Source organism: Streptomyces sp. NPDC002577, from assembly GCF_053594815.1.
In genome coordinates this window covers 60,481-74,825 of record NZ_JBSFWK010000007.1, presented here as the reverse complement: position 1 = coordinate 74,825, position 14,345 = coordinate 60,481, and the positions used below count along the sequence as shown (strand labels likewise).

The window sequence follows — 14,345 nt, the reverse complement described above, 5'->3', positions numbered from 1 at the left end:
GCTCACACGCCCCCACCACCCGCTGTGCAGACCGCGTAACCGGTCATGATCCACTCGTGTCACATCGGCGTAACGGGCATTTCGTACGGTCGACGTGCTGAAACCGCACGAGAGGGGCCGCCCGTGACCGAGACCGCCGACCAGGTGCGAACGGTCTGCTCGTACTGCGGTGTGGGCTGCGGAATGGTCCTCGACATCGGCATGGGCCCGGACGGGCGGCGGACGGTCCTCAAGGCGTACGGCGACAAGGCGCACCCCGCGAACTCCGGACGGCTCTGCACCAAGGGCGCCACCACCGCCGACATGCTCGCCGCCCCCGGGCGGCTGGGAACCGCGCTCGTGCGCGCCCGGCGCGACGAGGAGTCCCTGCCCACCCCCGTGGACGCGGCGATCAGCGAGACGGCGCGCCGGCTGCGGGCGATCATCGACGAGCACGGTCCTGACGCGGTCGCCTTCTACGTCTCCGGGCAGATGAGCCTGGAGGCCCAGTACCTGGCGAACAAGCTGGCCAAGGGCTTCGTACGCACCAACCAGATCGAGTCGAACTCGCGCCTGTGCATGGCCAGCGCCGGCACCGGCTACAAGCTCTCGCTGGGCGCGGACGGCCCGCCCGGCTCGTACCAGGACTTCGACCACGCCGACGTCTTCTTCGTCATCGGCTCCAACATGGCCGACTGCCATCCGATCCTCTTCCTGCGGATGATGGACCGGGTCAAGGCCGGCGCCAAGCTGATCGTGGTCGATCCGCGACGCACCGCGACCGCCGAGAAGGCGGACCTGTTCCTGCAGATCAAGCCCGGCACCGACCTGGCACTGCTCAACGGCCTGCTGCACCTGCTGTACGAGAACGGGCACACGGACGAGGCGTTCATCGCCGAGCACACCGAGGGCTGGGAGGCGATGCCGGAGTTCCTCGCCGACTACCCGCCCGCCGCCGTCTCCGAGATCACCGGAATCCCGGAGCAGGACATCCGCCGGGCGGCCGAGCTGATCGGCGAGGCCGGGGAGTGGACGAGCTGCTGGACCATGGGCCTCAACCAGTCCACCCACGGCACCTGGAACACCAACGCCCTGGTCAACCTGCACCTCGCGACCGGTGCCATCTGCCGTCCCGGCAGCGGACCGTTCTCGCTGACCGGCCAGCCCAACGCCATGGGCGGCCGCGAGATGGGCTACATGGGCCCGGGACTGCCGGGTCAGCGTTCGGTGCTCGTGGACGACGAGCGCGCCTTCGTCGAGGACCTGTGGGAGCTGCCCCCGGCGACGATCAGGAAGGACGGCGTCGGCAAGGGCACCGTGGAGATGTTCCAGCAGATGGCGGACGGCCGCATCAAGGCGTGCTGGATCATCTGCACCAACCCCGTCGCCTCCGTCGCCAACCGCAGGACCGTCATCGAGGGCCTGGAGGCGGCCGAGTTCGTCGTCACCCAGGACGTCTTCGCCGACACCGAGACGAACGCGTACGCCGACATCGTCCTGCCCGGCGCCCTGTGGACCGAGACCGAGGGCGTCCTGATCAACAGCGAGCGCAACCTCACCCTCGCCCAGCCCGCGGTGGACGCGCCGGGCGATGCCCTGGCGGACTGGCGGATCATCGCCGCCGTCGCGTGCGAGATGGGCTACGAGAAGGGCTTCACGTACGACAGCGCGGAGCAGATCTTCGAGGAGATCAAGCGCGCCTGGAACCCCAAGACCGGCTACGACCTGCGCGGTGTCACATACGAGCGGCTTCGGGACACCTCCGTGCAGTGGCCCGCGTCCGATGAGAACGGCCCGGACCGCAACCCCATCCGGTACGTGGACGGCGACGGCGGGCCGGTCTTTCCCACGGCGAGCGGGCGGGCCGTGTTCCACGCCAGGCCGCACATCCCCGCCGCCGAGATGCCGGACGACGACTACCCGTACGTCCTGAACACCGGACGGCTCCAGCACCAGTGGCACACCCTCACCAAGACGGGGAAGGTGGCGAAGCTCAACAAGCTCAACCCCGGGCCGTTCGTCGAGCTGCATCCGCAGGACGCCGAGGCACTGGGCATCGCGGAGGGTGACTCGGTGGAGGTCGCCTCGCGGCGCGGCCGGGCCGTGCTGCCCGCGGTGGTGACCGACCGGGTGCAGCCGGGCGGCTGTTTCGCGCCCTTCCACTGGAACGATCTCTTCGGGGAGTATCTGAGCGTCAACGCCGTGACCAGCGACGCCGTAGACCCGCTCTCCTTCCAGCCGGAGCTGAAGGTGTGCGCGGTGTCGCTCACGAAGGTGGCGTCGGCGCCTGCGGCCGCCCCCGCGGACTCCGTCACGAGGGACGAGGCCGCCTCCTCCGCGGTCACGCCCGTCGCTGTCATACCCACCGCCGTCACCCCCGGCTCGGCCGCGGGCGTCTTCGGTCTGGAGCCTGCCCCCCCGCCCGTGCTCACCGCGCAGGAGCGCCAGTACCTGGTCGGCTTCCTCGCCGGGATCGACTCCGGCAGCCCCGGCGTGCCCGTGCTCCCGTCCGGGGCGCCCTTCAGCCCGGAACACGCGCTGTGGGTGAACGGCGTGCTGGCCGGGATGTACTCCCGGACCACCCCGTCGCCGACCGCGGAACCCCGCACCCCCGTACGGGAAGTCGTCGTCCTGTGGGCCTCGCAGACCGGCAACGCCGAGGACTTCGCGGCGGCGACAGCCGAGCGGCTCGCCGGGACCGGACACAGGACGACCCTCGCCGGCATGGACGACACCGACCTGCGCGCGCTCCCGCCCGGCGCCGACGTCCTCCTGATCACCAGCACCTTCGGCGACGGCGACGCTCCCGACAACGGGACTGGTTTCTGGGACACCCTGGCCGCACCCGACACCCCGCGCCTCGACGGCCTGCGGTACGCGGTCCTCGCCTTCGGCGACTCCTCCTACGACGACTTCTGCGGCCACGGACGACGCCTGGACCAGCGCATGGACGAGCTGGGTGCGGTGCGACTCGCCCCGCGCACCGACTGCGAACCCGACTACGAGCCCTCGGCCCAGGCCTGGCTCGATCAGGTCCTCACCGCCCTGACCGGGGAACCGGTGGCTCCCGCTCCGGGTACCTTCGCTCCGGGCCCGGGGCCGACGCCCGTCCTCGCTCCGGCCTCCGCTCCCAGCTCTCCCCGTTCTCCCAGCTCCAGGAAGCCCACCCCGGTCACCGCCAGCCTCACCGGGAACCGCCTGCTCAGCCTCCGCGGCGCCGGCAAGGAGGTCCGGCGCTTCACCTTCGACACCCGAGACAGCGAGACCCCGCTGACCTACGAGGCCGGGGACGCACTCGGCGTACGACCGGTCAACCAGCCCGACCTGGTGACCGAATGGCTCGCCGTCACCGGCCTCGACGCCTCCGCTCCCGTGGAGGTGAACGGCGCCGGCGAGCTCCCGCTCGGTGAGGCCTTGCACCAGCACCTCGACATCACCAGGATCACCCCCGACCTGCTGCGCTTCGCGAGTGAACGCACCCACGACCCGCGTGACCTGAAGAGGCTGCTCCGTCCCGACAACAAGGACGGACTCGCACAGTGGTGCTGGGGCCGCCAGGCCATCGACGTCGTCGCCGAGTACGGCGTACGCGCCTCCGCCCAGGAGTGGGCCAAGGTCCTCAAGCGGCTGCAGCCGCGCCTGTACTCCATATCGTCGAGCCCGCTCGTCGACCCCCACCTCGTCTCGCTGACGGTCTCCGTCGTCCGCTACGAGAACCTGAAGGGCCGCCCGCGGCAGGGCGTCTGCTCGCCCTTCCTCGCCGACGCCGAGCCGGGTACGCCGGTGCCCGTCTTCGTCCAGCGCTCCCCGCACTTCCGGCCGCCCGCCGACCCCGCGACGCCGATGGTGATGGTCGGCCCCGGCACCGGCGTCGCCCCCTTCGTCGGGTTCCTCGACGAGCGCCGCGCCCTCGGCCACCGCGGCCGGAACTGGCTCTTCTTCGGTGAACAGCACCGCGCCACCGACTTCTACTATGAGGATGAGCTCACCGCCCTGCTCGACGACGGCACCCTCACCCGCCTGGACACCGCCTTCTCCCGCGACCAGCGCGCCAAGGTCTACGTACAGGACCGGATGCGCGAGCACGGCCCCCAGCTGTGGTCCTGGCTCCAGGACGGGGCCCATTTCTACGTCTGCGGCGACGCATCGCGGATGGCGAAGGACGTCGACCGGGCGCTGCGGGACGTCGCCATCACCCACGGCGGCCTGGACGAGGACGGTGCCGCGGCGTACCTCAAGCAGCTTGCCGCCGACAAGCGGTACGTGCGGGACGTGTACTGACCCCCCTCGCCCAGAGCTCGCCCGGGCCGCCTACGGGCGTCCCGTCCGGATTCGGTGGTGCTCGTGGGCGGCCCTCACCGGGGGTTCGCCGCGGCGCACGGAGCCGGGGGCACGGGCGGCAGGGCGGTCGGCCCGGGCGGAGGAGGTCAGCTGCCAGGGCACGCTGATGACCATCACGCCGGGCGTGAACAGCAGGCGGCTCTTGAGCCACAGCGCGGACTGGTTGTGCAGCAGGTTCTCCCACCAGTGGCCCACGACGTACTCGGGGATGAACACGGCGACGACGTCGCGGGGGCTTTCCCGGCGGATGGAGCGCACGTATTCGACGACCGGCCGGGTCACCTCGCGGTAGGGCGAGTCGATGACCTTCAGCGGAACCTCCAGGCCGTACTCCTCCCACTGCCGCCGCAGTGCGGCCGCCTCGTCACGGTCGACCGAGACCGTCAGGGCCTCGAGCCGGTCGGGGTGGAAGGCGCGGGCGTAGGCGAGGGCGCGCAGGGTGGGTTTGTGGAGGGTGGAGACCAGGACGATGCCCAGCACCCGGGATGGCGCGACGAGTTCGCCGTGGGGGTCGGTGACGGCGAGTTCGGCGGCGGTCGTGTCGTAGTGGCGGCGGATGCCCCGCATCATCACCCACAGCACGATCGCCGCGAGCACCGCCAGCCAGGCGCCCTCGGTGAACTTGGTGGCCAGCACGATGACCAGGACGAGCCCGGTCACGAGGGAGCCGAAGCCGTTGATGACGCGGGCGGTGTGGTGCCGGTGGCGTACGGCGGGGTCGCGTTCGGTGCGCAGTTCCTGGTTCCAGTGCCGCACCATGCCCAGCTGGGAGAGGGTGAAGGCGGTGAACACGCCCAGGATGTACAGGTGGATGAGGCTGGTGACGTTGGCGTGATAGCCCCACAGCAGCAGCGCGGCGACGACGGCGAGCGCCACGATGCCGTTGGAGAACGCCAGCCGGTCGCCGCGGTTGTGCATCTGGCGGGGCAGATAGCGGTGCTGGGCGAGGATCGAGGCGAGCAGCGGGAAGCCGTTGAAGGCGGTGTTCGCGGCCAGGATCAGCACCAGGGCGGTGGCGGCCTGGATGAAGAAGAACCCGATGCTGTGTTCGCCGCCGAAGACGGCCGCGGCGAGCTGGGCGATCACGGTGCGCTGCGTGTAGCTGCCGCAGCCTTGTAGGCCCGTCAGCCGGCACGCGTCGTCGGTGATGTGCACCTTGGAGATCAGTGCGAGCACCGTGACGCCGGCGAACATCGCGACCGCGATGGCGCCCATCGCGGTCATCGTGGCGGCCGCGTTCGCCGACTTGGGTTTACGGAAGGCCGGTACGCCGTTGGAGATCGCCTCCACGCCCGTCAGCGCGGTGCATCCGCTGGAGAAGGCGCGCAGCACGAGCATCAGCAGCGCCAGACCGGTGAGATGGGCCTCCGCGGGATCGGGCACGATGCCGTACTGCGCGCTCTCCGCGACAGGCGCGTCACCGAGGACGTAGCGGATCAGGCCGGTCACCACCATGATCAGGACGCCGCCGATGAACAGGTACGTGGGCGCGGCGAAGGCTCTGCCCGACTCGCGGACGCCGCGCAGGTTCATGGCGGTCAGCAGGGCGACGAACCCGATGGCCATGGCCACGCGGTGGTCGGCCAGCGCGGGCAGCGCCGAGATGATGTTGTCCACGCCCGATGCGACCGATACCGCCACCGTCATCACGTAGTCGACCAGCAGTGCGGCGGCGACCACCAGCCCCGCCGACGGGCCGAGGTTCGTGGAGACCACTTCGTAGGAGCCGCCGCCGCTGGGGTAGGCGTGCACCACCTGCCGGTAGGACAGCACCACGACCGTCATCAGAACCACCACAGCCGCCGCGATCCACGGCGTGAAGTGGAGATACGCCAGCCCGCCCAGCGTCAGCACGAGCAGGATCTCCTGCGTCGCGTACGCCACCGATGACAGCGGGTCGGACGCGAAGATCGGCAGGGCGAGCCGCTTGGGCAGGAGCGTCTCGTGCAGCTCGTCGCTGCGCATGGCCCGGCCGATCACCAAGCGTTTCAGGACACCGGTCACGTTGAACACGGCGCGAGCGTAAGTCGGCACATGGGCGTCAGGGGTAACGGTGAGGGGGCAGACGGGCGTTAAGGCACCGTTAGGATTTCGTCGAATTCCCCCATTCGGCGCAAAGGCACCCGGTCGCGCCCCTGGCCGATTCTGATCCCTAGTTTTCCTATCGATTTACTAGGGAAACATTGACGCCGGGTCGGCGGGCTGAGCAGGATAGGTGCATGCCCCACACGCAGCAGCCGCTCGTTCGTCGTCGGCATGTCGACCTCTGTCGCATCGCCAGCGCCGCCTGCTGTTGTGTGCCGAGCCGCGGCTGAACCGTTCCCGCGCCCCGCCCGTCTCCCGGCCCCGGCGGGTACTGCCCAGGCGGTATCCGCGTCTTCGAAGAGACCCCGTTGCCATCGCCACCGCGCGGCGTTCACGCAGGCGCACGGAGGCCGGGCACGGGCCGAGCTGCTCTCGAACACGGTGAGTTCGAATCTCCCCGCCGCCGTGTTCACACCCCCTGTCGACAGTCTTGGAGGCCTCAGTGGGCACTGCCCCAGCTCCGTCCGGCGTCGCTGCGCCGCCCATCTGTACCGGCACCGCACGCCCACGCCGCAGCCGGGAGGTCCGTGCCGACGACGGCACCTGTACGAGCCGACGCCACCCGGCCACGGGAGAGCCGGCGTGACGACGGACGCGACGGCAGTGGAGCGGCGGGCAGCGGACGAAGGCCCCGACCACGCATGGTGGCTGCACATCGCCCGCGAGGTGGCGGACGACCTGGCCATGGACGCGGTCGCCCGCGAGCAGGCCGGGAAAGCACCGTTCGACGAGGTGGCCCGGTTGCGGGAGGCAGGACTGCTGACGCTGCTGATCCCGGCCGAACACGGCGGAGGAGGCGCGGACTGGCGCACGGCCTACGCCGTCGTCCGGCACATCGCCACGGCCGACGGCGCGATCGGCCAACTGCTCGGCTGCCACTACTTCCTGTCGTACAGCGCCCGGTTCTTCGCCGGGCCCGCCCTGTCCGCACGTGTGCAGCGGGAGTCCGCGGCGGGCCAGTGGTGCTGGGGAGGCGGCTTCGCCCCCGGTGAACCGCATCTGACCCTCACGGCGACCGGGGGCGGCTATCTGCTGGACGGCTACCAGAGCTATCCCACCGGAGCCAGGGTCGCCGACCGGCTCGCGGTCCGCGCCGTCCGGTCCGACACCGGCGAGCCCCTGGCCGTCCTCGTGGATCCCGCGCACCCGGGCGTCGTGTGCGGCGACGACGAGGAAACGTTCGGACAGCGGCTGGCGGCCGGCGGCGGCGTCGAGTTCGACTCCGTGCCGGTCGCCGACGACGGCGTCTTCGGTTCTCTTTCCCCCGATGAGGGTGTGCTCTCTCCCTTCGCCGGCCTCGCCGCACCCGCCGCCCGTCTGATCTCCGTCCAGCTCTGCCTAGGCATCGCCGAAGGCGTACTCGCCGAAGCCCGTGAGTACAGCAGGCCGGTCAACTCACACGCGCAGCCGTACAGCCCGCCCCAGGACCCCTACGTCCTCACCGTCTACGGAGAGCTCGCCGTGGCCGCGCGCGCCGCGGCCGCCCTGGCCGACCAGGCCCTGGACGCCCTCGATCAGGGGCTTGCACGGGGAGAGGACCTCGACGACGACGAGTGCGCCGAGATCGCCGTACTCGCCGCCGCGGCAGAGGCCGCCGCATCCCGGGCCGCCCAGCAGATCACCGCCCGCGCTCTGGACGTCATCGGCGCCGGTTCCGCATCCTCGCGCCACGGCCTCGACCGCTTCTGGCGCAACGCCCGCACGCACACCCTCTACGAGCCCGTCGCCCACAGACTCCGTGAGGTCGGGGACTACTTCCTCAATGGTTCACACCCTCCCTTCGTCCTGCCCTCGTGATCGCATGCAGTCAGCTGTACGGAACGGCCAGACCACCGCCGCTGCCCCGCGCGCGTGCCCGGCGATCCGCCCGCGCACCGGTGTCGGATAATCGCGGCATGCGGATCTCTGCGAGGGCGGACTATGCGGTGCGGGCTGCGCTGGAGCTGGCCGCGGCGGGGGACGACACCTCGGTCAAGGCCGAGGTGATCGCCACGGCGCAGGGCATCCCGCACAAGTTCCTCGAGGGCATCCTGGGCGATATGCGCCGGGGCGGGCTGGTGGCCAGCCAGCGGGGCGGCAAGGGCGGCTACCGCCTGGCCCGTCCGGCCGACTCGATCGCCATCGCCGACGTGATCCGGGTCGTGGACGGCCCTCTGGTGTCGGTACGAGGCGTGCGCCCGCCGGAACTGTCGTACAGCGGGCCGGCGGAGGCTCTCCTGCCGCTGTGGATCGCGGTACGCGCCAACGTCCGCAAGATCCTCGGCGAGGTCACCCTCGCCGAGGTGGCGGCTGCCAAGCTGCCCGACGAGGTGCTGGGCCTCGCCGAGGACCCGGAGGCCTGGACGAACCCCTAGAGGGGGGGCCGTGCCCGCGGGGTCAACGAGCGCCACCGCAGACACTCTTGACGAGGCCCGCGAGTAGTTCGACACTCCAGGCAGTATGCGAGCGAACGGGCAGGAGATCATGGAGCGTTCGGAGCTGGGCACCAGCCGCGCGGTTCGCGCGCTCCAGCTGCCGTTGCTGACCTCCCGTCGCCACGTCGATCTGCTGCGCGTCTGCAGCGCGGCGAGTCTTCCTGCGTGAGGCGGCAGCGGTAGCAGCGGAATTCCGCAGGCAGCAGCGACGTCGCGGCTGTGACACCGCACCCCCTCCCACTTCGCGTTCCCGACTCCTGATCTCCAGGTGCCTGGTCGCGCGCCGACGCCGCCGCGCGCCACGCCCGCCGCATGTCTGCGTCACCAACCCGACGTAGCAGACCGCCCGCCATCAGCCGCGTGCCGCAACCCGGACCGGACCGAGGGAGACCCATGCTCGCCGCACCTTCGACTGCAACGCCGCCCTTCCGCGGAAGGATCGGCTGCGACACCCGCAGCGGCTACTACGCCGCACCGCACCGCTACCGGCTCCATCTCTCCCTCACCTGCCCCTACTGTCTCCAGATCGCCATCACCCACAGCCTGCTCGGCCTCGGCGAGGCGCTCCCCGTCACGCTGCTGCCGTCCGTGCCGGACGGTCCCGACGGCAGCCATGCCGCTCTGCGTCCGCTGTACGAGGCGAGTGCGCACCAGTACCCGGGACCTGCCGCGGCTCCGGTGCTCAGCGACGGATGGACGGGACGGATCGTCAGTACGCACACCCCGGACATCCTGCGAGACCTGGTACGGCAGTTCGGCGACCGCAGCCCGGATCTGCAGCCCTACGGCTCAGAGGAGGAGAGCGACGCCCTCGGGTGCCTCTGTGAGCAGGGCATCAACGAAGCCGCGCAGCGCGCCGGGCAGCCCGGCATCGACCGCACTGCCCGCGACGCCGCTCTCGGCACCCTCTTCGCCGCGCTGGACGAGCTGGAGCGGCGGCTCGCGTTCCAGGACCACGTACTGGGCGGCGAACTGACGACCGCCGACGTGCAGGTGTGGGTCACACTGCTGCAGCTGGACACCGTGCACCGCCGCCACCTGGACGCCGCAGCGGTGCACCGCATCGCCGGTCACCCCCGGCTGTGGGCGTACGCCCGTCGTCTGGCGTCGCTGGCCGCCTTCGGCTCCCACCTCGACCTGGACGGCATCGGCCGCAGGCACGACGCACACTGCCAGGGCCTGGAGTCCGCCGGTGCGGCCGTGCAGATCGTGGACTGGGCGGCCGCATACGCACCACAGGGCGCCGCGACAGCCCGGGAGCAGACGGCCTGACGGATCGGCAGCCGAACCCTCAGGCCGGGTACGGGGCCGCATCGCGTGCCGTACGCAGCGCGGCGGCCCACCAGGCGAGCTGGTCAAGGAGGGTCTTGGCGTATCCGGGCGTCTCCGGGTCCAGGGGCCGGCCGTCCTCCCAGGTGGTGAAGTAGTTCGGGAACGCCAGGCCGTCGCGGATCGTCACCGCGTGCAGTTCGGTGAGTACGTTCTCCAGGTGGAGGACGGCGTGGCGGCCGCCGGCCGCGCCTCCGTAGCTGACGAAAGCGACGGGCTTGGCCGTCCACTGGGTGAAGTGCCAGTCGATGGCGGCCTTCAGCGAGGCGGGGTAGCTGTGGTTGTACTCCGGCGTGACCACGATGAACGCGTCCGCCTCGTCCAGACGGGACGTCAGGGACGCCATCGACTCCGGGCGCGGGTAGGCGTCGCCGGCGAACTTCGGTGACACCGCCGGCAACGACAACGGAATCTCGACATCGGCGAGGTCGACGATGTCGACATCGAACCCGCCGTGTTCACGTGCTTGTTCGGCGACCCAGGAAGCGGCGACCGGCCCGAACCGGCCCTCTCGGACGCTTCCGACGATGATGACCAACCTGTGCTTCTCATTCATGCGCTCAACGATCCATCGCTGCGACGAGGGCAACCAGGCCGGGCGCAGACTGGCCCCCGCAGGGCCACCCTGCGGGGGTCAAGGGACGTCGGTATCGCCATAGACTCCTGAACATGAGCACGCCGTTGGGCGACTTCATCCGCGCCAAGCGCGACAGCATCCAGCCGGAGTCGTTGGGGCTGCCCGACCGCGGCCGCCGCCGCTCCCCGGGACTGCGACGCTCGGACCTGGCCATGCGTGCCGGGATCAGCGTCGAGTACCTCACCCGCATCGAGCAGGGACGAGACCGCAACCCGTCCCCTGCCGTGGTGAACGCTCTGGCAGACGGCCTCAGCCTGGATGCGACCGAGCGCGATCACCTGCGCTACCTCGCCAAGATCACTGGCGGAGCCTGCGTCGGGCATCAGCGGCCGGCACCGCCCAACCGCCAGGTGCGGCCGACCGTGCTGGAGACCCTCCGGCTTCTCGAGCCCGGGGTCGCGTTCGTCACCAACCGCCTGGGCGACCTGCTCGCCCACACCAGTGGGTTCGACCTGGTGATGCGCGGGATCGGGCTGCTGGAGACCGAGTCGCCGAACCTGACGCGGTACGTGTTCACCGATCCGCGCGCCCGGACGTTCTTCGCCGACTGGGACCAGGTCGCCGACGAACAAGCTTTCGATCTGTGGCTCGCGCCGACCGCGGGAACCGCCGAGTGGTTCCAGGCCGAGCTCGCCCCCGTCGCCGGAACCGAGTTCACCCGACGACTCAACCACCACCTGCCCCCACCGCACCTCCCGCTCCGGCTCAACCACCCCACCGCGCACGAGCTGCGCTGGCACCGGGAGAGACTGGAACTGCCGAGAACCGACGCGCAGGAACTGGTCGTTCTGCTGCCCGCCGACGAAGCGACAGCGCAGGCCATGGAGCGGCTGCGCCGCCGACCCGACCGCATCCTCCGCGCGATCACCTGACGCGGCCGGCCGGACCCCGCCGTCGGCCAGTCCGGCGCGCCCGCGGTCCGCCCGTCGTTCGGCTGCCCGGGTGGACATGCGAACCGCCCGGCGGTGTGGCTGAGTGTGCGTATGTGGCAGTTCTTCGCGGACAACCCCTGGGAGACGCTCTTCGCAGTGATCACCTTGGGGTCGCTCTTCGGCATGGTGCGTTTCGGGCCGGTGAAGCTGGGGGCGGCGGGGGTCCTGTTCGTCGGCCTGCTGGTGGGGGCGCTGGATCCGGACATCGGCCCGGCGGTGCCCGCCGGACTCTCGGTGTTCGGGCTGGCGCTGTACGTCTACACCGTGGGCCTGGAGGCCGGACCGGCCTTCTTCCGCGAACTGAGGCCGCAACTGATCGTGATGCTCGGTGCGGTGGCAGCCCTCGTCATCACCGCCCTGGCGGTGGGATTCCTGGGCAACTCGGTGTTCGGCATCAGCGGCCCCTTCCTCGCGGGCGGCTATGCGGGCATCGGCACCACCACACCCGGCCTGGCAGCCGCGCAGGCCGCCTCCGCGGACCCGACCGAGCCCGCCACCGGCTACGCGATCGGCTACCCCCTGGCCGTGATCGTCACCATCATGTTCGTCGCCGCGATCGCGGGGCGGCGCAACTGGCCGTCCCGCCGCGACCCCGGTGAGGGCCTGCCCGACCGGCTCGTCACCCGAACGGTCCTGGTGACGCGGCCCACCGAGTGGGCCCGGGTCCCCGGCGTCGCCGAGAGACGTCTGCTGGCCAGCGCGATCCGCTCCCGCGACGGGGCGACAAGTGTCGCCCACAGCCTCGATCAGCTGGCCGCCGGCGACCAACTGGTCCTGGTGGGCGGGCCCGACGAGGTCGAAGCGGGAGCGAAGGCCCTCGGCGAGTACGCGCCCGACCACCTCCTCGACCGGCGCGACACCGTCGACTACCGGCGCATTCTGCTCACCAACCCCGACCTCGCCGGACGCACCGTCGGCGAACTCGACCTCGAGGGCCGCTTCGGAGCCATGGCGTCCCGGGTACGGCGTGGTGACGTGGACCTGCTGGCGCACGGCGGGCTCCTGCTGCAACTCGACGACCGCGTACGCGTGGTGATGCCGCGCGAAAGGGCCACCGAGGTGACGAACCTGCTCGGCGACACCGAGGCCAAGGTCAGCGAGGTCAGCGCCGTGAGTCTCGGCCTCGGACTCGCCCTGGGCTTCCTGATCGGCATCCCGAGCCTGACCATCGGCGGCACCACGCTCTCCCTGGGCACGGCTGCCGGCCCGCTGCTCGTGGCGATGGTGCTGGGCTGGCGGCGTCGTACCGGGCCGCTGGTATGGACGCTGCCGACCCGGGCCAACGTGACCTTGCGTCAGATCGGCTTGCTGGTCTTCCTCGCCTGCGTCGGGCTGACCTCCGGCTACTCCTTCAGACGGGACGCCTTCTCGCTGTTCGGCCTGAAACTCCTGGTCGTTCTGCTGATCGGAGCCGTCGTCAGCTATGCGCTGCTGGTCGTGGCGTGCCGACTGCTCGGGCAGAGCCGCGAGCGCACGATGGGCCTGCTCGCGGGGTACGTCGGCAATCCGGCGATCACCGCGTACGCCAACAGCCGGGTCACCGACAGCCGCGTCAACACCGGCTACTCGACGCTGTTCGCCCTCGCCATCCTCGTGAAGATCGTCTGCATCCAGCTCATCGTCGGCCTCTAGAACGACGGCCGCGTACAGTCCGGTCGCCGTAGCAGCCGGACCCCGTGACCATGGTGTGATGGCGGGTGGAGAACCGTCCCGGTCGGCGCGGTACGAGCAGCGCGCGCTGAGGGCTTCGATGGCAGTCTCGGTCGCGCTCGCGGTCGTGGCTCTGGCCTGGGGGCTGGCAGCCGGCTCGCAGGTGATCCTGCTCGACGGTGTCTACGTCGTCCTCGGCCTGGGGCTGTCGTGGCTCGCGCTGTACGCCTCACGCCTCGCCGCCGCCGGCCCGACGCCGCGCTTCCCTTTCGGCCGGGAGTCGCTCGTGCCCCTCGTCGTGGGCGTGCAGGGCCTTGCGCTGCTCGGGACGCTCGTCTACGCCGCCGTGGAGGCCGTCCGGGTCATCCTCGAGGGCGGGTCCGACGTGGCGGCGGGGGCCCTGGTCGTGTACGGAGCGGTGAGTGGACTCGCGAGCCTCGCGGCGTACGGCTATCTGGTGCGGCGGGGTCCGCAGTCGGACCTGATCCGGGCGGAGGCGACGGCCTGGCTCGCGGGCACCGTGACCAGCCTCGTCGTCGTGGCCGGCGGCGTCGTCGCGATCCTGCTGGGCACGACGGCGTGGCGCGGCGCCAGGGCGTACACCGACTCGGTGCTGGTCCTGGTGACCTGCGTGATGCTCGCCCGGCTGCCCGTGCGCATGCTCCGTCAGGCCGCGTCCGAACTGCTGGAGTCCGCGCCCGAGCCGGCCGTGGAGCAGCTGATCCGCGATGCCGTCGAAAGCGTGCGGGTCGTGGAACGGCTGCCCGAGCCGGTGCTGCGCACGAGCAAGGTGGGCCAGAAGCTCTACGTCGAGGTCGGCTTCGTGGTACCGCCGGGCCGCTGGAACGTCACGGACGAGGACCGTGTGCGGCGGACGCTGCGCGACGAGCTCGCCGCCCTGCCCTACAACCCGTGGGTCGTCGTCGAGGTCACCACGGACCCGGAGCTGGTGCTCTGACGCGGCACCGGCCATGTCGC

General features: G+C 71.0%; 10 protein-coding genes. 8 read left to right on the top strand and 2 right to left on the bottom strand.

Annotated elements, in window-relative coordinates:
• Positions 1-183 precede the first annotated feature (183 nt).
• Positions 184-4,260: a molybdopterin-dependent oxidoreductase gene (locus ACWD4J_RS12565; protein WP_451395515.1), complete on the top strand. Its 4,077-nt coding sequence runs from the start codon at positions 184-186 to the stop codon at positions 4,258-4,260.
• 30 nt (positions 4,261-4,290) lie between these two features.
• Here the strand turns inward: ACWD4J_RS12565 and ACWD4J_RS12560 are convergent, their stop codons facing one another.
• Positions 4,291-6,285: an APC family permease gene (locus ACWD4J_RS12560; RefSeq protein ID WP_451395514.1), complete on the bottom strand. Its 1,995-nt coding sequence runs from the start codon at positions 6,283-6,285 to the stop codon at positions 4,291-4,293.
• Between the two features lie 702 nt (positions 6,286-6,987).
• Here ACWD4J_RS12560 and ACWD4J_RS12555 point away from each other — a divergent pair.
• The 4 genes from ACWD4J_RS12555 (at position 6,988) to ACWD4J_RS12540 (ending at position 10,091) form a co-directional block, all read left to right on the top strand.
• Entirely contained in the window at positions 6,988-8,202 is a 1,215-nt protein-coding gene (locus ACWD4J_RS12555) for an acyl-CoA dehydrogenase family protein (protein ID WP_451395320.1), read from the top strand.
• Positions 8,203-8,300: 98 nt separating this feature from the next.
• A complete protein-coding gene (locus ACWD4J_RS12550; protein WP_181658398.1) occupies positions 8,301-8,759 on the top strand; it encodes an RrF2 family transcriptional regulator in 459 nt (152 codons plus the stop codon).
• A 109-nt stretch (positions 8,760-8,868) separates the two neighbouring features.
• A complete protein-coding gene (locus tag ACWD4J_RS12545) occupies positions 8,869-8,988 on the top strand; it encodes a putative leader peptide (protein WP_451395319.1) in 120 nt (39 codons plus the stop codon).
• A gap of 224 nt (positions 8,989-9,212) precedes the next feature.
• Entirely contained in the window at positions 9,213-10,091 is an 879-nt protein-coding gene (locus ACWD4J_RS12540; RefSeq protein ID WP_451395318.1) for a glutathione S-transferase C-terminal domain-containing protein, read from the top strand.
• Between the two features lie 19 nt (positions 10,092-10,110).
• Here the strand turns inward: ACWD4J_RS12540 and ACWD4J_RS12535 are convergent, their stop codons facing one another.
• Positions 10,111-10,704: an NADPH-dependent FMN reductase gene (locus ACWD4J_RS12535; RefSeq protein WP_451395317.1), complete on the bottom strand. Its 594-nt coding sequence runs from the start codon at positions 10,702-10,704 to the stop codon at positions 10,111-10,113.
• 113 nt (positions 10,705-10,817) lie between these two features.
• Here ACWD4J_RS12535 and ACWD4J_RS12530 point away from each other — a divergent pair, with 113 nt between their 5' ends.
• From ACWD4J_RS12530 to ACWD4J_RS12520, 3 genes are all read left to right on the top strand, one after another.
• Positions 10,818-11,657, top strand: coding sequence for a helix-turn-helix domain-containing protein (locus ACWD4J_RS12530; protein WP_451395316.1), 840 nt, complete (start codon positions 10,818-10,820; stop codon positions 11,655-11,657).
• Positions 11,658-11,768: 111 nt separating this feature from the next.
• On the top strand, positions 11,769-13,349 hold the full coding sequence (locus tag ACWD4J_RS12525; protein ID WP_451395315.1) for an aspartate:alanine exchanger family transporter: 1,581 nt from the start codon (positions 11,769-11,771) through the stop codon (positions 13,347-13,349).
• Positions 13,350-13,407: 58 nt separating this feature from the next.
• Positions 13,408-14,325 carry a cation diffusion facilitator family transporter gene (locus tag ACWD4J_RS12520; RefSeq protein WP_451395314.1) on the top strand — a complete coding sequence of 306 codons (918 nt, stop codon included), beginning with the start codon at positions 13,408-13,410 and terminating at the stop codon, positions 14,323-14,325.
• The last annotated feature ends 20 nt before the right edge of the window (positions 14,326-14,345 follow it).